The 23,929-nt window shown below is 67.6% G+C and carries 22 protein-coding genes; 9 read left to right on the forward strand and 13 right to left on the reverse strand.

The window, feature by feature from the left end; genetic code table 11:
- Positions 1–3: 3 nt before the first annotated feature.
- The 3 genes from C8J24_RS03820 to C8J24_RS03830 are packed head-to-tail and all read right to left on the reverse strand — an operon-like array spanning position 4 to position 2,971.
- Positions 4–966 (reverse strand): MlaD family protein, encoded by a 963-nt coding sequence (locus tag C8J24_RS03820; RefSeq protein ID WP_031396265.1) that lies wholly within the window; start codon positions 964–966, stop codon positions 4–6.
- Positions 966–1,862 (reverse strand): ABC transporter ATP-binding protein, encoded by an 897-nt coding sequence (locus C8J24_RS03825; RefSeq protein WP_031396264.1) that lies wholly within the window; start codon positions 1,860–1,862, stop codon positions 966–968. The genes C8J24_RS03820 and C8J24_RS03825 overlap by 1 nt, the downstream gene beginning before the upstream one ends.
- Positions 1,862–2,971, reverse strand: a complete 1,110-nt coding sequence (locus tag C8J24_RS03830) for an ABC transporter permease (RefSeq protein ID WP_031440556.1) — start codon at positions 2,969–2,971, stop codon at positions 1,862–1,864. Before C8J24_RS03830 ends, C8J24_RS03825 begins: the two co-directional genes overlap by 1 nt.
- 62 nt (positions 2,972–3,033) lie before the next feature.
- Between C8J24_RS03830 and C8J24_RS03835 the strand changes: the two genes are divergently transcribed.
- Complete coding sequence (locus C8J24_RS03835) at positions 3,034–3,714, forward strand: HAD family hydrolase (RefSeq protein WP_031440557.1); 681 nt, start codon at positions 3,034–3,036, stop codon at positions 3,712–3,714.
- Positions 3,715–3,723: 9 nt separating this feature from the next.
- On the opposite strand, the gene C8J24_RS03840 is transcribed toward C8J24_RS03835, so the two are convergent.
- Genes C8J24_RS03840 through C8J24_RS03850 form a run of 3 tightly spaced genes read right to left on the reverse strand, consistent with a single transcriptional unit; the run spans position 3,724 to position 9,426 of the window.
- The gene (locus C8J24_RS03840; RefSeq protein ID WP_244180393.1) at positions 3,724–4,992 is read right to left on the reverse strand and encodes a DUF445 domain-containing protein; all 1,269 of its coding nucleotides are present in this window, start codon (positions 4,990–4,992) and stop codon (positions 3,724–3,726) included.
- Positions 4,993–5,049: 57 nt separating this feature from the next.
- Positions 5,050–8,205 carry an efflux RND transporter permease subunit gene (locus C8J24_RS03845; RefSeq protein WP_031440559.1) on the reverse strand — a complete coding sequence of 1,052 codons (3,156 nt, stop codon included), beginning with the start codon at positions 8,203–8,205 and terminating at the stop codon, positions 5,050–5,052.
- 6 nt (positions 8,206–8,211) lie between these two features.
- Positions 8,212–9,426: an efflux RND transporter periplasmic adaptor subunit gene (locus C8J24_RS03850; RefSeq protein WP_107930422.1), complete on the reverse strand. Its 1,215-nt coding sequence runs from the start codon at positions 9,424–9,426 to the stop codon at positions 8,212–8,214.
- Between the two features lie 233 nt (positions 9,427–9,659).
- On the opposite strand from C8J24_RS03850, the gene C8J24_RS03855 reads away from it, so the two are divergent.
- On the forward strand, positions 9,660–10,385 hold the full coding sequence (locus C8J24_RS03855) for an SIMPL domain-containing protein (protein ID WP_107930423.1): 726 nt from the start codon (positions 9,660–9,662) through the stop codon (positions 10,383–10,385).
- A 66-nt stretch (positions 10,386–10,451) separates the two neighbouring features.
- Here C8J24_RS03855 and C8J24_RS03860 read toward each other — a convergent pair whose 3' ends face one another.
- The 3 genes from C8J24_RS03860 to C8J24_RS03870 all read right to left on the reverse strand — a co-directional run bounded on the left by C8J24_RS03860 (position 10,452) and on the right by C8J24_RS03870 (position 11,441).
- Positions 10,452–10,709 (reverse strand): GlsB/YeaQ/YmgE family stress response membrane protein, encoded by a 258-nt coding sequence (locus C8J24_RS03860; protein ID WP_031393003.1) that lies wholly within the window; start codon positions 10,707–10,709, stop codon positions 10,452–10,454.
- 102 nt (positions 10,710–10,811) lie between these two features.
- Positions 10,812–11,111, reverse strand: coding sequence for a CtrA inhibitor SciP (gene sciP / locus C8J24_RS03865; RefSeq protein ID WP_031393004.1), 300 nt, complete (start codon positions 11,109–11,111; stop codon positions 10,812–10,814).
- 102 nt (positions 11,112–11,213) lie between these two features.
- Positions 11,214–11,441, reverse strand: coding sequence for a hypothetical protein (locus C8J24_RS03870; protein WP_031393005.1), 228 nt, complete (start codon positions 11,439–11,441; stop codon positions 11,214–11,216).
- 136 nt (positions 11,442–11,577) lie between these two features.
- Here C8J24_RS03870 and mnmA point away from each other — a divergent pair, with 136 nt between their 5' ends.
- Positions 11,578–12,702, forward strand: coding sequence for a tRNA 2-thiouridine(34) synthase MnmA (gene mnmA / locus C8J24_RS03875; RefSeq protein WP_107930425.1), 1,125 nt, complete (start codon positions 11,578–11,580; stop codon positions 12,700–12,702).
- Positions 12,703–12,717: 15 nt separating this feature from the next.
- Positions 12,718–12,966 (forward strand): UvrB/UvrC motif-containing protein, encoded by a 249-nt coding sequence (locus C8J24_RS03880; protein ID WP_107930428.1) that lies wholly within the window; start codon positions 12,718–12,720, stop codon positions 12,964–12,966.
- A 118-nt stretch (positions 12,967–13,084) separates the two neighbouring features.
- Here the strand turns inward: C8J24_RS03880 and C8J24_RS03885 are convergent, their stop codons facing one another.
- Genes C8J24_RS03885 through pdxH form a run of 3 tightly spaced genes read right to left on the reverse strand, consistent with a single transcriptional unit; the run spans position 13,085 to position 15,435 of the window.
- Positions 13,085–13,876, reverse strand: a complete 792-nt coding sequence (locus C8J24_RS03885; protein WP_031440564.1) for a PhzF family phenazine biosynthesis protein — start codon at positions 13,874–13,876, stop codon at positions 13,085–13,087.
- Between the two features lie 36 nt (positions 13,877–13,912).
- On the reverse strand, positions 13,913–14,860 hold the full coding sequence (locus C8J24_RS03890) for a cation diffusion facilitator family transporter (RefSeq protein WP_031440565.1): 948 nt from the start codon (positions 14,858–14,860) through the stop codon (positions 13,913–13,915).
- The gene (pdxH, locus tag C8J24_RS03895) at positions 14,857–15,435 is read right to left on the reverse strand and encodes a pyridoxamine 5'-phosphate oxidase (protein ID WP_107930430.1); all 579 of its coding nucleotides are present in this window, start codon (positions 15,433–15,435) and stop codon (positions 14,857–14,859) included. Before pdxH ends, C8J24_RS03890 begins: the two co-directional genes overlap by 4 nt.
- 113 nt (positions 15,436–15,548) lie before the next feature.
- On the opposite strand from pdxH, the gene ku reads away from it, so the two are divergent.
- From ku to C8J24_RS03915, 4 genes are all read left to right on the forward strand, one after another.
- Positions 15,549–16,436, forward strand: coding sequence for a non-homologous end joining protein Ku (gene ku / locus C8J24_RS03900; RefSeq protein ID WP_107930432.1), 888 nt, complete (start codon positions 15,549–15,551; stop codon positions 16,434–16,436).
- Positions 16,437–16,501: 65 nt separating this feature from the next.
- Complete coding sequence (gene ligD / locus C8J24_RS03905; protein ID WP_107930434.1) at positions 16,502–19,003, forward strand: DNA ligase D; 2,502 nt, start codon at positions 16,502–16,504, stop codon at positions 19,001–19,003.
- A 254-nt stretch (positions 19,004–19,257) separates the two neighbouring features.
- Positions 19,258–21,765: a circularly permuted type 2 ATP-grasp protein gene (locus C8J24_RS03910; RefSeq protein WP_107931432.1), complete on the forward strand. Its 2,508-nt coding sequence runs from the start codon at positions 19,258–19,260 to the stop codon at positions 21,763–21,765.
- Positions 21,762–22,655, forward strand: a complete 894-nt coding sequence (locus C8J24_RS03915; protein ID WP_107930436.1) for a transglutaminase family protein — start codon at positions 21,762–21,764, stop codon at positions 22,653–22,655. The genes C8J24_RS03910 and C8J24_RS03915 overlap by 4 nt, the downstream gene beginning before the upstream one ends.
- A 93-nt stretch (positions 22,656–22,748) precedes the next feature.
- Here the strand turns inward: C8J24_RS03915 and C8J24_RS17490 are convergent, their stop codons facing one another.
- Entirely contained in the window at positions 22,749–22,895 is a 147-nt protein-coding gene (locus tag C8J24_RS17490; RefSeq protein WP_156360378.1) for a hypothetical protein, read from the reverse strand.
- 95 nt (positions 22,896–22,990) lie between these two features.
- Here C8J24_RS17490 and C8J24_RS03920 point away from each other — a divergent pair, with 95 nt between their 5' ends.
- Entirely contained in the window at positions 22,991–23,923 is a 933-nt protein-coding gene (locus C8J24_RS03920; RefSeq protein ID WP_082446926.1) for a DnaJ C-terminal domain-containing protein, read from the forward strand.
- The last annotated feature ends 6 nt before the right edge of the window (positions 23,924–23,929 follow it).

Genomic DNA, 23,929 nt, shown 5'->3' on the forward strand with positions numbered 1-23,929 from the left:
TCATCACTTACCCTTATAGTCCGGAAGCTTCTGCTGCCCGACGAGCGAGCCTGCCCCCTGCTGGTCGACACGTTCGGCAACCGAGGACAGCGCCGCGGCGGTGGTACGCAGATCGTGGACGAGGCGGTTGGCTTCGGGAATGGTGGTCTTCGAGAAGGCCTGCAGCCCGGGCCGCGCGTCGCCGATCGCCGCGTTCAGCGTTTCGGCGCTGGTCTGTGCCGACTGGATCGCCTTGTTCAGATTGGCCATCGCCGGTTTCACGTCTTCGGACAGCACCCCGTTGGTGGTCTGCGCGAGCACCCCGAACTGCTGTGCGGCATCGCCCGCCTGCTGGATCGCGACCCGCGTCTGCGCCAGCGTCGCGGCGATTTCCGGCCCGCGATCGGCCAGCGCATCGGTCAGGCGATTGGTGTTCTCGAGGATCCCGGCGATCGACGCCTGGTTGCGATCGGTCAGCAGCCCGGTCAGCCGCTCGGTCAGCGTCGACAGACGCTCGAGCAGCTGCGGTGCCGAATTGAGGATCGCGCCAAGGCCACCCTGCTTGGTCGGGATGACCGGCACGCCATACGGGCATGGCTGGCCGTTCGAATCGGGGCAGCCGACCGCGGGCGCACCCTTGCGCGCGCCATCGAGCGATACCTGGCTGACACCGGTGAACCCGACGCCCGAAATCGACGCGGTCGTGCCCTGGAGCACCGGCGTCTCCTCGTTCACGCTGATACGGACGCGAACGAACTGCGGGTCGTTCTTCCACAGCGAGATCGACTTCACCTGACCCGACGGCACACCCGAAAAGGTCACCGCGGAGCCGCGCGCCAGACCATCGACCGACTGGCGGAAGAAGATGTCATATTCCTTCTCTTCCGTGCCACCGAGCCGCGCGATCCACACGGTGAACAGCGCGAGCATCGCCAGCAGGATCAGCACGACGGCGCCGACAAGGACATGGTTCGAACGGGTTTCCATCAGAGCGTCCTTGCTTCTTTCTCGGCATATGTCGCGTCGGCGTCGTCCGGCGCGGACTGCTTGGACTGGACTTCGGTCGGGTGGGCATCGGCAACCGCGTCGGCGCTGCGATGCGCCTCCTTGGTCGCCACCGCGGCGCGGCCGCGCGGTCCCTTGAAATATTCCTCGATCCACGGATGGTCGAGCGCGAGCAGTTCGTCGATCGTGCCGACCGCGATCACCTTCTTGTCGGCGAGCACCGCGACACGGTCGCAGATCGCGTAAAGCGTATCGAGGTCGTGCGTGATCAGGAAGACGGTCAGGCCCAGCGTCTTCTGCAACGACTGCGTCAGCGAATCGAACGCCGCCGCGCCGATCGGGTCGAGCCCGGCGGTCGGTTCGTCGAGGAACAGCAGCTCGGGGTCGAGCGCGAGCGCGCGGGCGAGCCCGGCGCGCTTCTTCATGCCGCCCGACAGTTCGGCGGGAAACTTGTTCGCGGCATCCGCGGGCAGGCCGGTCATCACGACCTTGTACGCCGCGATCTCGGCGAGCAGCGCGGGCGGCAGGTCGGGATAGAATTCGCGCAGCGGCACTTCGACATTTTCGGCGACGGTCAGCGTCGAGAACAGCGCACCGCCCTGGAACAGCACACCCCAGCGCTTGCGGATCTCGGTCGCCTCGGTCTCCTCGCGGCCGATATTCGATTCGCCGAACACCGTGATCGCGCCTTCGGCGGGCGTCTGGAGGCCGATGATCGAGCGCATCAGCACCGACTTGCCGGTCCCCGACCCGCCGACCACGCCGAGAATCTCGCCACGCCGGACGTCGAGGTCGAGGCCATCATGCACGACCGAATCGCCGAACTCGTTCCTCAGCCCCTTAACGGAGATGATGCTGTCGTCAGTCTTGCGGGCCATCAGTCCCAGCCGATCCAGGTGAAGAATACCGCGAAGAACGCGTCGAGCACGATGACGAGGAAGATGCCCTGCACCACCGCCGAGGTCGTGCGCAGCCCGACCTGTTCGGCGTCAGCCTCGACCTGCATGCCCTGGAAACAACCCGCGACCGCGATGATCGCGCCGAAGACCGGGGCCTTGATCAGTGCGATGTACAGATCGGTGATCGGCACGACTTCGCGGATCCGGGCGATGAAGGTGACGGGCGGGATGCCGAGCTGGATCCAGCACAGCAGCCCACCGCCGATGATCGCGATCAGCGACGCGTAGAAGGCGAGCAGCGGCATCATCACGATCGCCGCCAGCACGCGCGGCAGGACCAGCGCCTCCATCGGCGACACCCCGATCGTCCGCATCGCGTCGATCTCTTCGGTCAGCTTCATCGTGCCGAGCTGCGCGGCAAAGGCGGAGCCCGACCGGCCCGCGACCATGATCGCGGTCATCAGCACGCCGAGTTCGCGCAGCGTCAGCCGCCCGACCAGATTGATCGTGAACACCTCTGCCCCGAACTGGCGGAGCTGGACCGCGCCCTGCTGCGCGATGACGACGCCGATCAGGAAGCTCATCAGCCCGACGATGCCGAGTGCGGCGATGCCCACGACCTCGAAGCGCTGGACGACCGCGTTGAAGCGGAAGCGCTTGGGGTGGCGAATGACGCTGCCAAAGGCGATCGTCGTCGCGCCCAGAAAGGCGAGCAGGCCAAGCATCGTCCGGCCGGTCAGGACGACCGCGTCGCCGATCTCGCCCAGCACGCGCTTTACCGAACCGACCGGCTTGCCGCGTGCCGCCAGCGGCTGATCGGAGGCGACGACCTGATCGAAGAGATTCTGACCGTCGGCATTGAGTCCGTCGATCGTCGCGTCGTTGCGTGCGGCGAAGCGGTGGACGATCCAGGCGCCTATCGTGTCGATCCGGTCGACCTGGCTCAGATCGACTCGTTTGATCGACGCGGCATCAACCGCCTCGAGCCGATCGGGAAGATTTCCGATGTTGGCGAGCGACAGATCGCCGGTGAAGCGAAGCGTACCCGTGTCGGCACCGTCCTGCTGAAAATCGGCCATCGCGCTCATCGGCGGCACCTTTGCGGCAAACGGACTGGATCGGCAAGACGAATGCTGTGTAAGCCGGCCCAATGACCCAGCTTCTCGCCATCTACGACATGGACAAGACGATCACCCACGCGCCGACCTGGACGCCGTTCCTGATCCACACCACGCGCACCGGCGGCGCGCCGTGGCGACTCGCGCTGGTGCCGGTCGCGGCGCTTGCGGCGGCGGGATATCTCGCCAAGCTGATGAGCCGCGGCCGCCTGAAGCACATCATGCAGCGGATGATGCTCGGCAAGACGCTGACCCCGGCGCAGGAGCGTCGTGCCGCCGAGGCGTTCGCCGACCGCGTGATGCGCGACGGCGTCTTCGCCGCCGCGCTCCGCCAGATCGAGGCGGATCGCGCGGCGGGATACAGGCTGGTGATGGCGACCGCCTCCTATCGCTTCTACGTCGAGTCGATCGCCGAGCGGCTCGGCTTCGATGCGGTGATCGGTACCGAGAGCCTGCGCGACGCGAACGGGCATCTGCTCGCCGGTATCGACGGCGAGAATTGCTACGGCCCCGCCAAGCTCGCGATGATCGAGCGCTGGATGGCGCGCGAGGGGATCGCGCGGCACGATGCGCATGTCCGCTTCTATTCGGACCATGTCTCCGATGCGCCGACCTTTGCTTGGGCCGACGAGCCATTCGCGGTCAACGCGCATGGCCCGCTCCGCCTGCTGGCAAAGGCAAAGGGCTGGCCGATGCCCGACTGGGAGCGATAACCGGGGCGACTAGAGGATCCGGTCGACCGTGTGGATCACCAGGCCCACGAGCCCGCCCACGATCGTGCCATTGACGCGGATATATTGCAGGTCGCGACCGACCGCATTCTCCAGCCGGCTGGTGATCGTCTCCGCATCCCAGCCGCGCACCGTCTCCGACACGAGCCGGACGATCCCGTCGCCATAATCCGCCGCGATGCCGACGACCGCGCGGCGGACGAACCGGTTGATCGTATGCGACAGCCGCGGATCGTGGAGCAGCGTCTCGCCGAGCTGGCGCAGCACGTCGCCCAGCTTGCCCGCCATCGCGCGCTCGGGATCGCGCGCGATCGCCAGCAGCGCGCCGCGCGCCTGCTCCCACAGACCGTCGAGCCAGCGCTGCATCGCGGGGTTGTCGAGCAGGTCGTTCTTCATCGCCTCGACCCGCTCGCGCATGCGGCGGTCATATTGCAGGTCCCAGGCCAGCCGCTCGAGCGCCTCCTCTGCCTTTAGCCGCAACGAGTGCTGGGGATCCTCCGCCATCTCGGCGAGCAGGCGGTCGAACCCGTTGATCAGCTTGTCCGCGACCGTGGTGTCGAGCCCCGTCCAGCGCAGGATCGAACCCGACTTCTCATGCACCATTGCGCGGACGAGATGGTCGTTCGCGGCGAGCGTGACCGATGCCCAGCGGATTGCCGCCTCGAGCAGCGGGGCATGACGACGTTCGGCGATCGCGGCCTTGAGCAGCTGGCCGAGGATCGGCGATATCTCGGTCTGGCGCAGCCTTGCGCGGATGCCGGCCTTCACCATGCCGCCGAGCCGCGCGGGGTCGAGGCCTTCGAGAATCTGCGCGACCAGCTTCGACGCGCCCGACCGGAACCGTCCCCCTGCCCCTTCGGGCGGATCGGTCAGCCAGTGTGCGATCGCGCCCGCGACGTCGAGCCGCCGCATCCGGCGCGAGATGACCGAGGGTAGCAGGAAGTTGTCGCGCAGGAATATCGCGAGCGTGTCACCGATCCGGTCCTTGTTCCGCGGGATGATCGCGGTGTGCGGGACCGGCAACCCGAGCGGATGGCGGAACAGCGCGGTGACTGCAAACCAGTCCGCCAGCCCGCCGACCATCGCTGCCTCGGCAAAGGCCCGGACGAAGCCGATCGAGGGGTGCCGGTCGACCAGCGCGCGGCTGACCAGGAACACGACCGCCATCAGCACCAGCAGCCCGGTCGCGACGATCCGCATGCGAATGAGAGCCGGGTTGGTCGCTTCCTTGGCCAGGCGCACGCGGGAATTCGATGTCATGCCCGAAACAATCCCCGAGCGCAGGGATAGTTCACCCGTGAGGTGTCACGCCGGCGATCATTCCGCCGGCTGTGTCCCGCCATCGCCATCGCGAAAGCCGATCTTGGGCGATGCCGGCCCGAGCGCCGGCGCGTTGGGGCCGGCGATCCCGACCACTTCAGCGCCGTCGTCGCCGGGCCGGAAGGTGAGCAGGCGGCGACCCAGTCGTGGCCCCGCCCAGCGCTCGATTCCGACCGCGATGCTGAACGTCGCCGGCACGATCAACAGCGTCAGCACGGTCGACATCACCAGACCGCCGATCACGGTGATGCCCATGGGCGCGCGGAACGATCCGTCGCCGCCGATCGACAGCGCGGTCGGCACCATGCCCGCGACCATCGCGACCGTGGTCATGACGATCGGCTGCGCACGCTTGTGCCCGGCATCGACGATCGCGGTCCAGATATCGACGCCCTTGCCCATCTCCTCGAGCGCGAAGTCGATCAGCAGGATCGAGTTCTTCGCGACGATTCCGAGCAGCATCAGCAGCCCGATATAGACCGGCATCGAGATCGGATGACCCGTCACCCACAAGGCGAGCAGCCCGCCGAGCGGCGCGAGGATCAGCGAGCCCATGTTGACGAACGGCGGCAACAGACGGCGATAGAGCAGCACGAGCACCGCGAAGACGAGCAGCACGCCCGCCACCACCGCGACGATGAAGTTGCTGATCATCTCGGCCTGCCACTTGGCCTGGCCGAGCACGAGTTCGCTCACCCCGATCGGCAGCGCGTTCATCGTCGGCAGCGCATGGATCTGCTTCTGCGCATCGCCGCTGATCACGCCGGGCGCGAGATCCGCACCGATCGACAGCTGGCGCTGCTGGTTGACGCGGTCGATCTTGGTAGGCCCCGAGCCCAGCCCGATATCGGCGACCAGGCTGAGCGGCACCGATCCGCCCGTCGCGGTGGCGACCGGCAGGTTCTGGATCGTCGCGAGACTCGTCCGCGCATTCTGGTCGAGCGCGACGCGGATCGGGATCTGGCGATCGCTGAGCGAGAAGCGCGCGCTGTTCTGGTCGATATCGCCCAGCGTCGCGATGCGGATCGCACTCGACAGGCCCTGCGTCGTCACGCCGAGATTGGCGGCGAGATCGAGCCGCGGGCGGATGACGATTTCAGGACGCTGCAGATTGCCCGCGACGCGCGGCGCGACCAGCGACGGCAGCTTCGCCATCTCGGTCACGATCTTCTGCGCGGTCGCGTCGAGCTTGACCGGGTCGTCGCCGCCCAGCGTGATCGTCACGTCGCGATTGCTGCCGCCCCAGCCGAACTGCGACCGGAACGACACGCGCGCATCGGGGATCGCCGCGAGCTGCGGCGCGAGACTCCGCTCGAACGCGGTGCTCTTCATCGAGCGATCGTCCTTGAGCGTCGCGGTGACGCGGCCATTGCCGACCGCGGTGCGGGCATAGACCGATGCGACATCGGGTTGCGCCTGGAGGATGCTCGCGACCCGGGTCACGACCGCCTGGGTCTGCGCCAGCGTCGTGCCGGGGACCATGTCGATCGTCGCGGTGCTGGTATCGCTGTCGCGCGGCGGCTGGAAGGTCGAGGGCAGGACGAAGAACATCGCGATCGTGATCGCGGTCGCGGCCGCACCGGCGACGACCGGCAGCCAGCGGTGCCGCAGCGTGAAGCGCAGCGACGCCATGTACCAGTCCATCAGCTTGCCCTCGCCGTGGCTGGCGGTGCCGTGGGCCTTCAAGAAATAGGCCGCGATCATCGGCGTGATCAGACGCGCGACCGCAAGGCTCATCAGCACCGAGGCGACCACGGTCAGACCGAAATTCTTGAAGAACTGACCCGAGATACCCGGCATCAGTCCGACCGGCAGGAACACCGCGACGATCGACATCGTCGTCGCGAGCACCGCCAGCCCGATCTCGTCGGCGGCATCGATCGACGCCTGATAGGCGGATTTGCCCATCCGCATGTGCCGGACGATGTTCTCGATCTCGACGATCGCATCGTCGACCAGCACGCCCGCGACGAGGCTGAGCGCGAGCAGCGTCATCTGGTTCAGCGTGAAGCCGAGCAGGTCCATGAACCAGAAGGCGGGAATCGCCGACAGCGGAATCGCGAGCGCGGAGATGATCGTCGCGCGCCAGTCGCGCAGGAACAGGAACACCACGATCACCGCGAGCACCGCGCCCTCGATCATCGCGTCGATCGCGCTGTGATATTGCTCCTCGGTATATTTCACGCTGTTCGAGCGCAGCACGAAATGCACCGCCGGATTGCGCTTCTCCAGCGCCTCGAGCTTCTTGACCGCATCGTTGAACACGGTGACGTCGGAGGCACCCTTGGCGCGTTGGAAGTCGAAGCTGATGACCTGGCGACCGTTGATCGCCGCCGCCGTCCGCTGCTCGGCATAGAGATCGCGGACCTGCGCGATGTCCGCCAGCCGCACGGTCCGCCCGCCGACCGAGATCTGCGTCTGGCCAAGGTCATAGGCGTTCTTGGCATTGCCGAGCACGCGCACCGACTGTTCGGATCCGGCGATCTCCGCGCGGCCGCCCGCCGCGTTCAGATTGACCTGGCGCAGCTGCGCGTTGACCTGGCTCGCGGTCAGGCCCTGGCTTTGCAGCTTGACGGGATCGAGGATCACGCGAATCTCGCGGCTCACCCCGCCATTGCGGTTGACCGCGGCAAGCCCCGATACCGACAGCAGCTCCTTCGCCACGGTATTGTCGATGTACCAGCTCAGCTGTTCGACCGTCATGTCGCTGGCGATCGCGGAATAGCTCGCGATATCCTCGTCGGTGGTGTTGGCGCGGAACACCTGCGGCTCTAGGATCCCCTCGGGCAGGTCGCCGCGGATCTGCGCGATCGCGTCGCGAACGTCGTTGACCGCGCGGTCGATCGGCGTGCCGATATTGAGCTGGATGACCGTCTGCGACGTGCCTTCGGTGACCGTCGAGCTGATCTGGTCGATGCCCTGCAGCGTCCGCACCGCCGCCTCGACCCGCTGCGTGACTTGGGTTTCCAGTTCGGTGGGCGCCGCGCCCGGCTGGCTGATGACGACGATCGCGATCGGGAAATCGATATCCGGATCATTGTTCACGTCCATCCGCATGAAACTGACGATTCCCGCCAGCGTCAGTGCGAGGAACAGCACGATCGGCGGTACCGGGTTGCGGATCGCCCAAGCCGAGATGTTGCGGAAACCCATGGTGCGTCAGCCCCGTTTGATACTGGTGGGTGTCGTCGTCGCGCTGGTCGTCGCCTTGGTCACGGGCTTGACCTTCTGCCCCGGTGCGAGGAACCCGCCGGCCGACTGGACGACGCGTTCGTTGCCCTGCAGCCCGCCTGCGATCGTCACCGCACTGTCGGAAACCTGACCGATCTTCACGTCGCGGCGCACCACCTTGTCGTCGGGACCGACAACATACACGAAACTGCCCTTGTCGTCGCTCTGCAACGCCGAGTCGGGAAGCTGCGGTGCGACCGTCGCGCCACCGACGATCGACGCCGCGGCGAACCCGCCCGGGCGCAGCGCGGGATCATAGGCGAGCGCGATTCGCGCGACGCCCTGGCGCGTCTGCGGGTCGATCACCGGCGACACCTGCCAGACCTCGCCCTTATACCCCTTGGCCGAACCGACCGGCGTCACCGTCGCCCGCGCGCCGACGGGAAGGCCGAGCAGATCGCTTTCGGCCAGCGCCGCGCGCATTTCCATCTGTCCGCCCATCGCCATGCGGAACAGCACGCCGGTCCCCGAGCTGACGATCTGCCCGGGCTCGACGCCGCGGGTCAGCACCAGGCCGGCGGCCGGTGCACGGATGTCGAGTCGCCCGTTGCGCGCGCGGGCCTCGCCGAGCGACGCCTGCGCCACCTTGACGCGCGCCGCCGCCGCATCACGCGTCGCCGCCTTGCGCTGGAGATCCGCCTTCGAGATGAACCCACGATCGACCAGCTGCTGCGCGCGGTCGAGCTCCGCCTGCGCGATCGTCTCGTCCGACCGCGCCACGGTTACGGATGCCGACAGCGATGCCGCGGTCTCGGTCTGGACCGAGCGATCGACCGTCGCGAGCACCTGCCCCGCCGCGACCCACTGGCCCGGCTCGACCAGCACGCGCGTGATCATGCCGCCCTCGCCCGCGACGCCGACGGGCATTTCGCGGCGCGCGGCCAGCGTACCGGTCGCGGCGATCACCCGGTCGACGGTCTGGCGGCCGGGCACGATGACGGTGACGCTCGGGATCTGCTCGGTCGGTGCGCCGGGCGCCGCTGCATCCTTCTTGCCCGATCCGAACGCGAACCAGGCGATGGCCAGCGCCACGAGGATGACGACCACCGCGATGATGATGTTGCGACGGGTATGCGACGGCGGCGTCTGATCCGTCAGCACCTGCTGCGGCTCGCCGCCGATCGTCCTGGCTTCGTAGTTCATGCGCGCGCTATCCCCGTCCCGACCCGAATCCGCCGGACCACTCGCCAGCTGTATTATATAAATAGATCACCGTGCTCAAGCCCCCCCGGCACGCCGCGCAGCCAAATGTCAGACATGACCAGGATCGCACCTGTCTGCAAGCTGCACGCGATGTTCAGCCTGCGTTGACCCGGCTTCGATCAATCGCGAAAGCAGGCTGACTTACAGGGAGACACGATATGACCAGGCTCACCATGATCGCGACGCTGGCGGCGGTTCCGCTCGCCGCCGCGATCCCCGCCGCCGTTTCGGCGCAGGCGCAGGCGTCGACGGTCGAACCGATGGTCCCCGCGACCGGGACCGTGCTCGACGTCAGCGCCGAGGGCCGCACCACGCGCGTGCCCGATGTCGCGACGATCCGTGCGGGTGTCGTCTCGCAGGCGACGACCGCCGCGGCCGCGCTGGCGGACAATGCGCAGCGGATGAACCGCGTCCTCGCGGCATTGAAGAAGGCCGGGGTCGCGCCGCGCGACATCGCCACCGCGACGGTCGGGCTCGCGCCGCAATATCGCTATGCCGACAACCAGCCGCCGGCGGTCACCGGCTATCAGGCGACCAACAGCGTCTCGATCCGCTTCCGCGACGTGGCGAAGTCGGGCGCGATCCTCGATGCGCTGGTCGCCGAGGGCGCGAACCAGATCGACGGTCCCAATCTGTCGATCGACCAGCCCGATGCGGCGCTGGACGAGGCGCGGGCCGACGCGGTCAAGCGCGCGCGCGCGCGCGCCGAGATCTATGCGCGGTCCGCCGGCATGCGCGTCTCGCGGATCGTCTCGATCACCGAGAATGGCGAGAATGCCGGCAACCCGAACCCGCCGGTCTTCATGGCCCGCGCGGCGATGGCCAAGGACAGCACGCAGATCGTCGCGGGCGAGAAGGACGTCACCGTCTCGGTCTCGGTCCGCTTCCTGCTGAACTGAGCGCACAGAAAAAGGGCCGCCCGGTTGCCCGGACGGCCCTTTTCTAACGCTGTGTAGCGACCGCTCTTAGCGGACGCTGCCGCGGCGCACGAGGTTGACGATCGCGAGCAGCACGATCGCGCCAAGCAGCGACACGATGAAGGAGGTCAGCGTCAGCGGTGCGCTGTTGATCGAGCCACCCGACAGGATCAGGCCGCCGATGAAGGCGCCGACGATGCCGACGATGATGTTCAGGAAGATGCCCTGCTGCGCGTCGGTGCGCATGATCATGCTGGCAATCCAGCCGATGACGCCGCCGATGATCAGCCAAAGAATGATACCCATTTTACTTTCCCTCCGTTGTTCCCGTAGCCGGGCGATGGCGGAAAGACGTGCGAGCACGGACGTTTGTTCCGCCCGCGTTTTGATTATGTAGGCTGATTCGGGTCAGTATTTTTGCTGCCTTTCGTACAGCGACTTATAGTGCTGGATCCGCGTCACGCGCAGGCCCGGCATCCCCGACCGGTCGATCGCGCGCTGCCATCCGGCAAATTCCTCGACCGTCAGCCCATAGCGGTCGCAGACCTCGTCGACCGACAACAGACCGCCATTGACCGCGGCGACGACCTCGGCCTTGCGGCGTACGACCCACCGCGTCGTGCTCGGCGGCGGCAGCGAATCCAGCGTCAATTGCTCGCCAAGCGGTCCGATGACCTTGGCAGGGCGGAACTTCTGGTTCTCGATCATTTACAACCTCTGATCGGGGCGGGGGCCCCCTCTCGATACGTGGCTACGACCCGTAGCCAAGGGAGTTGAAGAATGGCTGAAACGCCGCGGTAAACGCCGCGGTCATTCCTGTTTCCATCGCGTCAAGGCATCCGCCATTGGCCCGTTGAACGCCCCGTGGACGGGGGCGAACAGCTTGGGATCGATCGCACCCCGCGAAAACCCGGCCTGAACCGCCGCGGTCGGGCTCGCCGCCTGACGCGCGGCGATCCCGACGATCAACACCGCCAGGTCACCGGGCAGAACGGTCAGCTCGGCCTCTCGATCGAAACGGGGGAAGCTCAGATCCAACGCGACACTCGCAAAACACCAACTACAGGTTCCGTCTAAACGCCGGGGAATGAAAACGAGGTAAAGTTCGGGACAAAGAGTTGTCGCGCCTGTCGCTTTTTTTGCAACGCCTCGTCGCAGAGACTATGGTGTACCGATGGAACAGGCGGATTTTCAGCTCGGCGGCGCGACACCAGGGTCGGGGTCGCTGGCCGGTCGACGGATCGTCGTCGCGATGTCGGGCGGGGTCGACAGCTCGGTCGTCGCGGCGCTCGCGCATGCCACCGGCGCGGAGACGATCGGCGTGACGTTGCAGCTCTACGACCACGGCGAGGCGGTCGGCCGCGCGGGCTCGTGCTGCGCGGGCCGCGACATTCGCGACGCGCGCGCGGTCTGCGACCGGCTGGGCATCGCGCATTACGTCTTCGATCATGAATCGAGCTTTCGCGAACAGGTCGTCGACACCTTTGCCGACGCTTATCTCGCGGGGCGCACGCCGATTCCGTGCGTCCAGTGCAACATGGGGCCCAAGTTCACGGATCTGCTGAAGCTCGCGCGCGATCTCGGCGCGGACTGCCTGGCGACCGGCCATTATGTCCGCCGCGTCGAGGGGACGCACGGCGCCGAACTCCATCGCGGCGCGGATCCGGCCCGCGACCAGAGCTATTTCCTGTTCGCGACGACGCAGGCGCAGCTCGACTATCTGCGCTTCCCGCTCGGCGGCCTGCCCAAGGCGCGCGTGCGCGAGATCGCGGCCGAACTCGGCCTCGGCGTCGCGGCCAAGCCCGACAGCCAGGATATCTGCTTCGTCCCCGACGGCGATTATGCCGGACTGGTCAAGAAGCTGCGCCCGGAGGCGGATACCGCAGGCGATATCGTCGATATCGGCGGCATGAAGCTCGGCGAGCATCGCGGGCTGATCCACTTCACCGTCGGCCAGCGTCGCGGACTGGAGATCGGCGGCAGCCCCGAGCCGCTCTATGTTGTGCGCGTCGAGCCCGACACCAGGCGCGTCGTCGTCGGCCCGCGCCGGGCGCTCGCGGTTTCGGCGGCGCAGCTGAGCGACATCAACTGGCTCGGCGACGATTTTACCGGGCCGCTTACCGCCAAGGTGCGCTCGATGGCCAAGCCCGTCCCGGCCCGCCTGATCTGTGACCGCGTCGTGTTCGACGCACCCGAATATGGTGTAGCCCCGGGGCAGGCGACCGTCCTCTATGCCGGCGACCGCGTGCTCGGCGGCGGCTGGATCTCGTCGACCGAGGCGGCACTCGCCGCCGCCTGACGCGTTGAACGCGGTATGGATATCGACGACCTGCGCCGCCAGATGGAAGCCGCCGCCGCGGCGATGGACTTCGAGACCGCGGGGCGGCTGCGCGACCAGATCAGCCTGCTCCGCGGCGGCGGCGCCGTCGCCGACACCGCGGGACTCACCCGCCAGCAACCCGGCGCGATGGGTCTGGGCACCAGCCAGCAACGTCTGACCCCGCCGCCCGGCTGGGTGAAACCCAAGAAGCCTGACCCGATGACCAAGGGCCGCAAGCGCTAGCCGCCACGCCGCTCCTCTTCCGTCATCCTGACGAAAGTCAGGATCCAGGGTAACGAAGCAAGACGATCCTGGCTCTGGATCCTGACTTTCGTCAGGATGACGTAGAGTTAGACCGTGATCACGGCAGCAGGAACGTGCCCTCGATCACCGTCACGCATGCACCGCCAAGCACCACCCGGTCGCCTTCGAGCCGGCAGGTCAGCCGCCCCCCGCGCGCGCTCGCTTGGAACGCGGTGAAACTGTCCCCCAGCGTCTGCGCCCAGTACGGTACCATCACCGCATGCGCCGACCCCGTCACCGGGTCCTCGTTGATTGCATAATAAGGCGTGAAGACGCGGCTGACGATCGCGGTCGCGGACCCCTTCGCCGCGACGATCGCGACGATCGGAAACTTCGCCAGCGCAACGAAATCGGGTTTCAGGTTGCGGACGATCGCCTCGTCCTCGACGATCACCAGCGCATAGCCCTTGTCGTGCCACAGCGTCTCGACCGGCGAATCGATCGTCAGTGCCGCGACGATCTCCGGCATCGCCTTTGGCGCGGGCGCCCAGGCTGGCAGCTCGAGCGTGTATCCGCCATCCGCGCAGGCGACCTCGAGGATCCCGGCCTGCCGCGTCGCGAACCGGACCCGGTCGCGCGCGCTATCCGACGACAGCACGAAATGCCCGCTCGCCAGCGTCGCATGACCGCACAGCGCGACCTCTGCGCCCGGCGTGAACCAGCGCAGGTCGAAATCGACGCCCTCTTCGGCGGAGGGGACGATGAACGCGGTCTCGCTCAGGTTGTTCTCCTGCGCGATATCCAGCAGCACCGCATCGTCGAGCCACGCGGACAACGGCATCACCGCCGCCGGATTGCCCGCAAAGGCCGTGTCGGCGAACGCATCGATCTGCGCGAACGGTATTCTCATGCTGCTGCCCCTCTGCCCGTTGTCGATCGCCGCAGGTTAAACCCGCTTGCCAAACCAATGGGGCGTCACGTCCGCCTCGACCAGCGGATTGTCGGTATCGACATGCCCCTCGGGATCGAGGTGGATCAGCACTTCGACCTTCGGAAACGCGGTGCGCAGGTTGCGCTCGACCGCCTCGACGATGTCGTGGGCATGCGCGACGGTCAGGTCGCGCGCGACCTCCATGTGGAACTGTGCGAAATCATGGCTGCCCGACCGGCGGGTGCGGAAGTCATGGATGCCGCGGATGCCGGGCTGGCGCGCGGCGACGTCGAGGAACTGTGCACGCAGATCCTCGGGCCATTCCTTGTCCATCAACTGGTCGATCGCGTTCGACGATGCCGAGAAAGCACCCCAGGCGAGCCACAAGGCGATGACGATGCCGAAGATCGGATCCGCCCCGCTCCACCCCATATACTGGTCGAGCACCAATGCGACGATCACCGACCCGTTCAGCAGCACGTCCGACTGGTAATGAACATTGTCCGCAAGGATCGCGACCGATCCGGTCTGGCGGATGATCCGGCGCTGATAGGCGAGCAGGAAGACCGTCGCGACGATCGCGACGACCGACACGCCGATGCCGAAATCGGCGCCCGTGGTCGGCTGCGGATCGTTGAATGCGAGGATCGCGCGCCAGGCGATGCCCGCCGCCGACGCGGTGATCAGCATCACCTGGAACAGCGCGGCGAGCGCCTCTGCCTTGCCGTGGCCGAAACGGTGGTCGTGATCGGCAGGCGTCGCCGCCAGCCGCACGCCGTACAGCGTGACGAGGCTCGCGAGCAGGTCGAGCGCGGTGTCGGCGAGCGAGCCGAGCATCGCGACCGATCCGGTCGTCCACGCCGCAAAGCCCTTCAGCAGCAGCAGGAAACACGCCATCGCGACGCTGGCGAGCGCCGCGCGCGTCGCCAGCGGGATCACCCTGCGGCGTTCGTCCTGGGTCATGGGAACAGCAATCCTTCGGTCCAGCCTTCACCGTCGCGCACGAACAGTCGCCGCTCATGTAGGCGGTGTTCGCGGTCCTGCCACAGCTCGATACGATCGGGCGCGATCCGGTACCCGCCCCAGTGCGGCGGCCGCGGCACGTCGCCGCCCTCGAACCGCGCCTGCGCCTCGGCAAAACGGCGTTCGAACGTGTCGCGCGTGTCGAGCGGGCGCGATTGCTCCGACGCCCAGGCCCCGAGTTGCGAATCACGGCCGCGCGTCGCGAAATAGGCGTCCGATTCCGCATCGCTCACAAGGCTGACGCGCCCCTCGATCCGGACCTGCCGGCGCAGCGACTTCCAGTGGAAGAGCAACGCCGCATGCGCGTTCGCGGTCAGCTCGCCCGCCTTGCGGCTCTCGCGGTTGGTGTAGATGACGAAACCATCGGGGCCATGCCCTTTCAGCAGCACCATCCGCACCGACGGACGTCCCTGCCCATCCGCAGTGGCGAGGGCTACAGCGTTGGAGTCGTTGATTTCTGTTTGCCTGGCCTCGGCGTACCAGGCCTCGAACAGCGTGATCGGGTTATCGGACATGGCAGCGCCATAGCGAAACTTGGCGGGCCGCGAAACAGCGCACGGCACGGCGCTCACGGAACGACTCGCCACGCCGACGATTGAATCGGTTTCGCAACGAAGGAAACCGCACCGTGGCAGCGCGCGCCTATTGGCAGGGACAGATCCGGCTCGCGCTGGTCTCGATCCCGGTCGAAATCTACTCCGCCACCAAATCGGGTGCGGCGGTCTCGTTCAAGCAGATCCACGAACCCTCGGGCCAGCCGATCCATTACGACAAGGTCGTCACCGGCGTCGGCCCGGTCGACGCGGACGAGATCATGAAGGGCTATGAGGTCGAAAAGGGTGAATATGTCCTGCTCGACCAGGACGAGATCGACGCCGTGAAGCTCGAATCGAAGAAGACGCTCGAACTGACCCAGTTCGTCGATGCGAGCGAGATCGACGTGCTCTATTATGAGAAGCCCTATTTCGTCGTCCCCGCGGACGATCTGGCGGAAGAGGCGTTCATCGTCCTGCGCGAGGCGCTCCGGCGCACGAAGAAGGTCGGGCTCGGCCAGCTCGCGATGCGCGGCCGCGAATATGTCGTCAGCCTCAAGCCCTGCGGGCGCGGCTTGGTGCTTGAGACGCTGCGCTACGCGGACGAGGTGCACAAGGCGCAGGGCTATTTCCGCGACATCCCCGACGACAAGCCGTCCGAGGAGCTGCTCGAACTCGCCGAGGCCCTGATCGAGAAGCGCAGCGGCGACTTCCACCCGCAGGACTTCCATGATCGCTATGTCGACGCGCTGAAGGACCTGATCGAACGCAAACGCAAGGCGAACGGCAAGACGATCATCGACGACAAGGACAGCGGCGAACGCACCGGCTCGAACGTGGTCGACCTGATGGCGGCGCTGAAGAAGTCGATGGAGAAATCGGGCGGCACGGCCACGGCTGCGAAGAAGGCACCCGCCAAGAAAGCCCCGGCCAAGACCGCGCCGAAGACTGCGACCAAGACCCCGGCCAAGAAACGTGCGTAACGCCCCCTGTTGTGTCCCCGCGAAGGCGAGGACCCAGCCTGGGCTCCCGCCTTCGCGGGAAACCGATGGTGGCTGACACCCCAGACCCCCTCGCGCGGTACAACGCCAAGCGGGACTTCGCGAAGACCGCCGAACCCGCCGGCACGCTGACCCCCGGCAACGGCAACAGCTTCATGGTGCAGAAGCACGACGCCACCCGCCTCCACTGGGACCTGCGCCTGGAGGTCGACGGCGTCCTCAAAAGCTGGGCGGTCACCCGCGGCCCCAGCCTCGACCCGGACGAAAAGCGCCTCGCGGTCCGCACCGAGGACCATCCCTTGAGCTACGCCACGTTCGAAGGCGCGATCCCCGCGGGCGAATATGGCGGCGGCACGGTGATGCTGTGGGACCGCGGCACCTGGGCACCGATCAAGGGCAAGTCGGCCAAGGACCTCGACAAGGGCCATCTCCACTTCGTCCTCGATGGCGAGCGGATGAAGGGCGAATGGCTGCTGATCCGCCTCAAACCCCGCGCGAAGGAAAAGCGCGAGAACTGGCTGCTCCGCAAGATCGACGACGACGCGGCGGGCGGCACCGACACGCTGGTCGACGAAGCGCTGACAAGCGTGTCCACCGGCCGCACGATGGCGGAGATTGCTGAGGGCAAGAAGCCGGCACGCGCGAGCAAACCCGCCCCCTCCCCGTCATCCCGGCGAAAGCCGGGACCCAGAGCGAAAAGCGTCGCGGCGGATACTCCGGATCCTGGCCTTCGCCAGAATGACGGCACGCTTCCCGAATTCTGCGACCCCCAACTCTGCACGCTCGTCGACGCCGTCCCCACCGGCACCGCCTGGCTGCACGAGGTCAAATATGACGGCTACCGCGCGCTCGTCGCGGTCGCGAACGGCACGGCCAAGGTCTTCACCCGCACCGGCCTCGACTGGACCGAAAAGTTCGCCGGAATCGCTGCCGCCGCCGCGAAGCTCCCCGTAAAATCCGCGCTGATCGACGGCGAGATCGTCGCCTTCAAGGACGGCCACCCCGATTTTTCGACGCTGAAGGACGCGATCTCGAACGGCGGAGACATGACGCTGTTCGCGTTCGACCTGCTCGAAGTCGACGGCGAGGACCTGACCGGCCTGTCCAATCTCGACCGCAAGGCCCGCCTCGAACCGCTGATCCCGGCCGATGACGACCGCCTGCGCTATTCGGACCACGTCATCGGCGCGGGCGAAAAATTGTTCGAGACCATGTGCCGCGAAGGCCTCGAAGGCATCGTCTCGAAACGCGCCGACGCGCCCTATCAGGGCAAGCGGACCAAGGCGTGGCTCAAGGTCAAATGCACGCACCGCCAGGAATTCGTCATCGTCGGCTGGCTCCCGTCCGACAAGAAGCGCGGCTTCAAGTCGCTGCTGCTCGGCGTCCGCGACGGCAAGACCTATCGCTATGCGGGCAAGGTCGGCACCGGCTTCGACCAGGCGCTGATGGACGACCTCCGCGAGAAACTCGATGCGCTCGACCGCAAGACGCCGACCGTCGAAGCCCCGAAAGCCGCGGTCCGCGGCGCGCACTGGGTGACGCCGAAGCTCGTCGCCGAGATCGCCTTTGCCGAAACCACCCCCGACGGCGTGCTGCGCCATTCGAGCTTCATCGGCCTGCGCGAGGACAAGGCGGCGAAGGACGTCGTCGCCGAGACCCCCGCCCCGCTCCCCGATGCCGCGCCTGAGACCACGATCAAGATCACCAACCGCGACCGCGTCATCTTCGACGACTCCGACGTCACCAAGGGCGATCTCGCCGACTATTACGCCGCGCTGTCCGGCCTCATCCTTCCCTTCGCCGGCAATCGCCCGATCAGCCTCGTCCGCTGCCCGCAAGGCCGGTCGCGCGCCTGCTTCTTCCAGAAACACGATGCCGGCAGCTTCGGCGACGCGGTCCATCAGGTGCCGATCCGGGAGAAGGATGGGTCGACCGAGGACTATCTCTATGTCGACGACGCCAATGGGCTGGTCGCCTGCGTCCAGATGGGGACGATCGAGTTCCACGGCTGGGGATCCTCCAACGAGACGCTCGAAAAGCCCGACCGGCTCGTCTTCGATCTCGACCCCGACGAGGGCCTCGACTTCGACGATACGAAGAAGGCCGCAGAGTATTTGAAGACGCAGCTCGCCGAACTGGGGCTCGTCAGCTTCGCGATGCTGTCGGGCGGCAAGGGCGTCCATGTCGTCGTCCCGCTCACCCCCAAGGCGGAATGGCCCGCGGTCAAGGATTTCGCCGACCGTTTCGCGCGGGCGCTGGCAAGCGCCGAGCCCGACCGGTTCGTGGCATCGATGGTCAAGGCCAAGCGCAAGGGCCGCATCTTCATCGACTGGCTGCGCAACCAGCGCGGCAGCACCGCGGTGATGCCCTATTCCGCCCGCGCCCGCGCCGGCGCGCCTGTCGCCGCCCCCGTATCATGGAGCGAATTGCGCGACATCGACACCGCCGCCCGCTGGGGTGTGCGCGACGCCGAAGACCTGATCGCACGCGCCGGGTCACGCGGTTTGAAGGGCTGGGGTGTGGCGGACCAGGTGTTGCCGGATTTCTGAGGGCGCGGCAGCCTCTATATGGCTCGTTCCCCGGCGAAGGCCGGGGCCCAGTTGGGGAACAGTCGCTAAGGATATGCAGCGCAAGGTTACGACCACCTTCCCACCTGGGCCCCGGCCTCCGCCGGGGAACGGCCAGCCCGGGAAAGTCCTGTTCCCCCTCCCCGACCTACCCCACGCCCGACAATTTAGGTTGCGCCGCACCAGCGAAAGGTGAAACACCCGCCGCCACTATTCGAAGGCATCAAGGCATGGAGATGGCGACGCAATCCACGCCCCCGACCGATACGGCGCAATCGAGCGCCTATGACGCGACACGCCATGCCGAGCGCTGGATCGCCGACTATTGCGCGCGCAGTACCGCCGCCGACATGCTCTGCCCCGCCGCCGACGGCAGCATCGACCCCGCCTGGACCGCGACCTTCGCCGAGCTCGCGATGGTCGCCTCGGACGATCTCGGCCATGTCCGCGAACGCGTCCAGCGCCACGCGGTCGATATCGGCACCGGCTTCCGCATCGCCGACGAACCCGACGAGCGCCCCTGGCCCGTCTCCCCCGTCCCGTTGCTGATCGAGGCGGACGCATGGACGCGGATCGCCGCGGGCGTCGTCCAGCGCGCGACGCTGATGGAAACGGTGATCGCCGATCTGTACGGCGAGGGAAAGCTGGTCGCGGACGGCCATATCCCCGCCGCGCTCGTCACCGGCAGCCCGTTCTTCCTGCGGCCGATGGTCGGGCTCGACCCGCCCGGCGGCCGCCATCTCGATTTCATCGCGATCGATCTCGGCCGCGGGCCCAGTGGCGAATGGCGCGTGCTCGCCGACCATCTGCGCGCACCCGCGGGTGCGGGCTATGCGCTCGAAAACCGGCTCGCGGTCGGCCGGACGCTCGGCGGGTTGCAGGCGCGGTTGAACGTCCAGCGTCACGCGCCGTTCTTCGCCGCGTTCCGCGCGGGGCTGGCGGCGATGTGCAAGCGCACCGATCCGCGGATCGGGCTGCTCACCCCCGGCCGGTTCAACCCGAGCTATCCCGAACAGGCGCATCTCGCGCGCTATCTGGGGCTGCTGCTCGTCGAGGGCGCGGATCTCGCCGCGCTCGAGGACAAGCTCTATGTCCGCACGATCGGCGGGTTGAAGCGGATCGACGCGCTGTGGCGGCGGCTCGATCCCCGGCTGCTCGATCCGCTGGCGTTCGACACGCATTCGCAGATCGGCGTGCCCGGCCTGATCGACGCCTATGCCGCGGGCAATGTCGTGCTGTCGAACGCGCCCGGCTCCGCGGTGCTCGAGGCCCCCGCCTTCTCGGCCTTCCTGCCGCAACTCGCGCGCACGATCCTCGGCGAAGACCTGCTGCTCCCCAACATCGCGACCTGGTGGTGCGGGCAGGACGCGGCGCGGACCGCGGTCGAGGCCGATCTCGACCGGCTGCTGATCGCCCCCGCCTATCACACCCGCCCGCTCGGCTTGCCCAACGGCGCGACCGCGGGTGCCGACATCACCGGCGCCGACCGTGCCGCGCTGCTCGCCGACATGGCGCGCCGCCCGCAGGATTATGTCGGGCAGGAGATCGTCCGCCTCTCGACTATGCCCGTCGTCGTTGGCGACACGCTCGAACCGCGCCCGTTCACGCTGCGCGTCTTTGCAGCACGCGGCGGCGACGGCGAATGGACCGTGCTGCCCGGCGGGTTCGCGCGGATCGGCGAGCACCCCGACGCGCGCGCCGCGGTGATGGGCGAGGGCATCTGGTCCGCCGATGTCTGCGTCTATGGGCCGGAGCCGGTCGCACCCGTCTCGCTGCTCACCGCGCCCGATTCGCTCCACGTCCGCCGCAATCCCGGCACGCTGCCCAGCCGAGTCGCGGACAATTTCTACTGGCTCGGCCGCTATCTCGAGCGCGGCGAGGCGTTGCTGGCCGCGATCCGCGTGATGCTCGGCAATTCGATCGACGCGGACGGCGGCGCGGTGCTGTCGGCGCAGACCGTCGGCAAGCTCGTCGGGCTGATCGTCGGCAGCGGCGCCGCACCGCATCCCCCCGCGCTGCGCCGCGCCGACCTGACCGCGTTCGCACGCACCGCGATGGAGGACGAGGGCTGGCAGTCCGTCGCGACGATCAACCGCCATGCGCGTGCGATCGGCGAGGGATCGCGCGACCGGCTGTCCGCGGACATGGTCCGGCTGCTCGAGGCGCCCTTCCCCACGCATCGCGGGATGCTCGAACGCGCCGGTTCGCTCCAGCGCCGCTATGCCGCGATCGCCGGGCTGTCCGCCGAGCATATGGGACGCACCGCGGCGTGGCGGTTCCACGATCTCGGCCGCCGGATCGAGCGTGCGATGGCGATGGCCCGCGCGATCCGGCTGTTCGGCATGCCCGGCGCCTCGCCCGACGACCTGTCGGTGCTGCTCGACCTCGCCGACAGCCAGATCACCTATCGCCAGCGTTATCCGACGGGAATCGCGCGCGTGCCGGTCATGGACCTGGTGGCGCTCGACCCCGGCAACCCGCGCAGCCTCGCCTTCTCCGCCGACCGCATCGCCGCCCGGCTCGCCGAACTGCCGGTGCTGAGCGACGACGAGATGGCCGAACCGCAACAGGCCCAGGCGACCGCACTCATGGCGATCGTGATGACCGCGACCGCCGCCGAGCTGGACGCGGATACGCTGGGCGATGTCGAACGCCGGCTGGCGGGCGTGTCCGACGCGCTGGCGAGACGCTATTTCCTCCAGGGCGCAGAACCGCTCCGCACCAGCGAACTGACGCTCGCATGATCTACGACATCCGCCACGTCACCACTTTCGACTATGGCGCGAGCGTCAAGTTCGCGCGCTGCAACCTCCGGCTGAAGCCCATCGACTGGCCCGGCCAGCGGCTCGACGCCTACACGCTCTCGGTCCATCCCGCGGGCCGGATCAGCCCCGCGCGCGCCGAGGCCGGGCTCGCCAACGTCACGCGGCTGGTGGTCGACAGCCCGGTCCGCCACCTGACGATCGAGAGCCGGTCGCGGATGACGGTCGACCGGCTCGTCCCCGTCCCCGCCGCCGGCGACCCGACGCTCGCCGAGATCGCGGCGTTGGCGCGCGCGAGCACCGACCTGTCCGCGGCGAGCCCCGCCACCTATCTCTATCCCTCGCCGCTGATCCCGCTCGACCACGCGATCGCCGATTATTGCGCGGCCGATCTCGACCCCACGCGCGGCGCGCTGGAGGCAGGGATCGCGCTCGCCCGCCGGATCCAGCGCGAATTCGTGTTCGATGCGGATGCGACACTGGTCGACACCCCGCCGCACGAGGCGTTCCTCCACCGCAAGGGCGTGTGCCAGGATTTCGCGCAGATCATGATCACCGGCCTGCGCGCCGCCGGCCTGCCCGCCGCCTATGCGTCCGGCTATATCCGCACCATCCCGCCCGCGGGCCAGCCACGGCTGGTCGGCGCGGACGCGACGCATGCCTGGGTCCTGCTGTGGTGCGGGCCGGTGCATGGCTGGGTCGGAATGGATCCGACCAACGGCATCTGGATGGCCAGCGACCATATCGTCATGGCGGTCGGCCGCGACTATGCCGAGATCGCACCGGTCGACGGCGTGGTGCTGGGCTCGGGCGCACAGAGCATGGACGTCAGCGTCGACGTCGCCCCGCTGGACGACACGGTTTCGAGCTAGCTCCTATGTGTTCCCCCGCGAAGGCGGGGGCCCAGAACCACGAACGCCGTCCCCGCGACTTTGGGCTCCCGCTTTCGCGGGAGAACAGACAGGTCAGTCCTTCCCCTCATGCGGGTTCGGATAGGATCCGCCGCCACTCTCGCCGCCCTTGTCCTTGGCCGGCGCATCGTTCACCCCGTCCTTCTGCTTGGCACCGTCATCGCCCTCGGGCACGCCCTGCATCGGTTGCTTGTCAGCCATCATCGTCTCCTCTCGCCCGCCAAACGCACGGCACGGGAATTGCGTTGCGCCCGCCGCGGCCCCACATAGACGCGCAAGACAGAGTGGGGACCTAAGTGGCCGATCCGTACAAGACCCTGGGCGTTGCCCGCGACGCGAACGAAGCCGACATCAAGAAGGCGTATCGCAAGCTCGCCAAGGAGCTTCATCCCGATCGCAACAAGGACAATCCGAAGGCATCGGAGAAGTTCAGCCAGGTCACCAACGCGTACGACCTGCTGAACGACAAGGACAAGCGCGCGCGCTTCGATCGCGGCGAGATCGATGGCGACGGAAACCCCGCCGCGCCGTTCGGTTTCGGCGGAGGCGGCGGCGGACGTCCTCAGCCCGGCGGTGGCTTTCGCAGCGAAGGCTATGAGAGCGGCGGCCCCGACATGAGCGATATCTTCGAGGGGCTGTTCGGCGGCGCCCAGCGCGGCGGTGGCGGCGGGTTCGCGAGCGGCTTCGGCCGGCGGCCGCAGCCCAAGGGCGAAAACGTCGCCTATCGCCTGCAGGTCCCGTTCGTCGACGCGGCGACGCTCGAGCCTCAGCGCGTCACGCTCTCCGATGGCAAGACGCTCGATCTGAAACTGCCCGCAGGCGTCGAGAGTGGCACGCAGATGAAGCTCGCAGGCAAGGGCGAGCAGGGCCCGGGCGGCGCGGGCGATGCGATCCTGACCATCGATGTCCAGCCCCACCGCTTCTTCACGCGCGACGGCGATGACGTCCGCATCGACCTGCCGATCAGCCTTGCCGAGGCGGTGCTCGGCGGATCGATCAAGGCGCCGACGGTCGAAAAGCCGGTCATGCTGACGATCCCCAAGGGCACGACCTCGGGCAAGACGCTGCGCCTCAAGGGCAAGGGCTTCCACAAGAAAACCGGTGGCCGCGGCGATCAGCTCGTCACGCTGATGATCGACATTCCGGCCGACAACAAGGCTCTTGCCGACTTCGTCGAGGGCTGGGCGAAGAGCAATACCGGGAACCCGCGGGGGGCCATGGGCGTCTGAACGCCT

The organism is Sphingomonas aerolata, from assembly GCF_003046295.1.
GTDB classification, from domain to species: domain Bacteria; phylum Pseudomonadota; class Alphaproteobacteria; order Sphingomonadales; family Sphingomonadaceae; genus Sphingomonas; species Sphingomonas aerolata.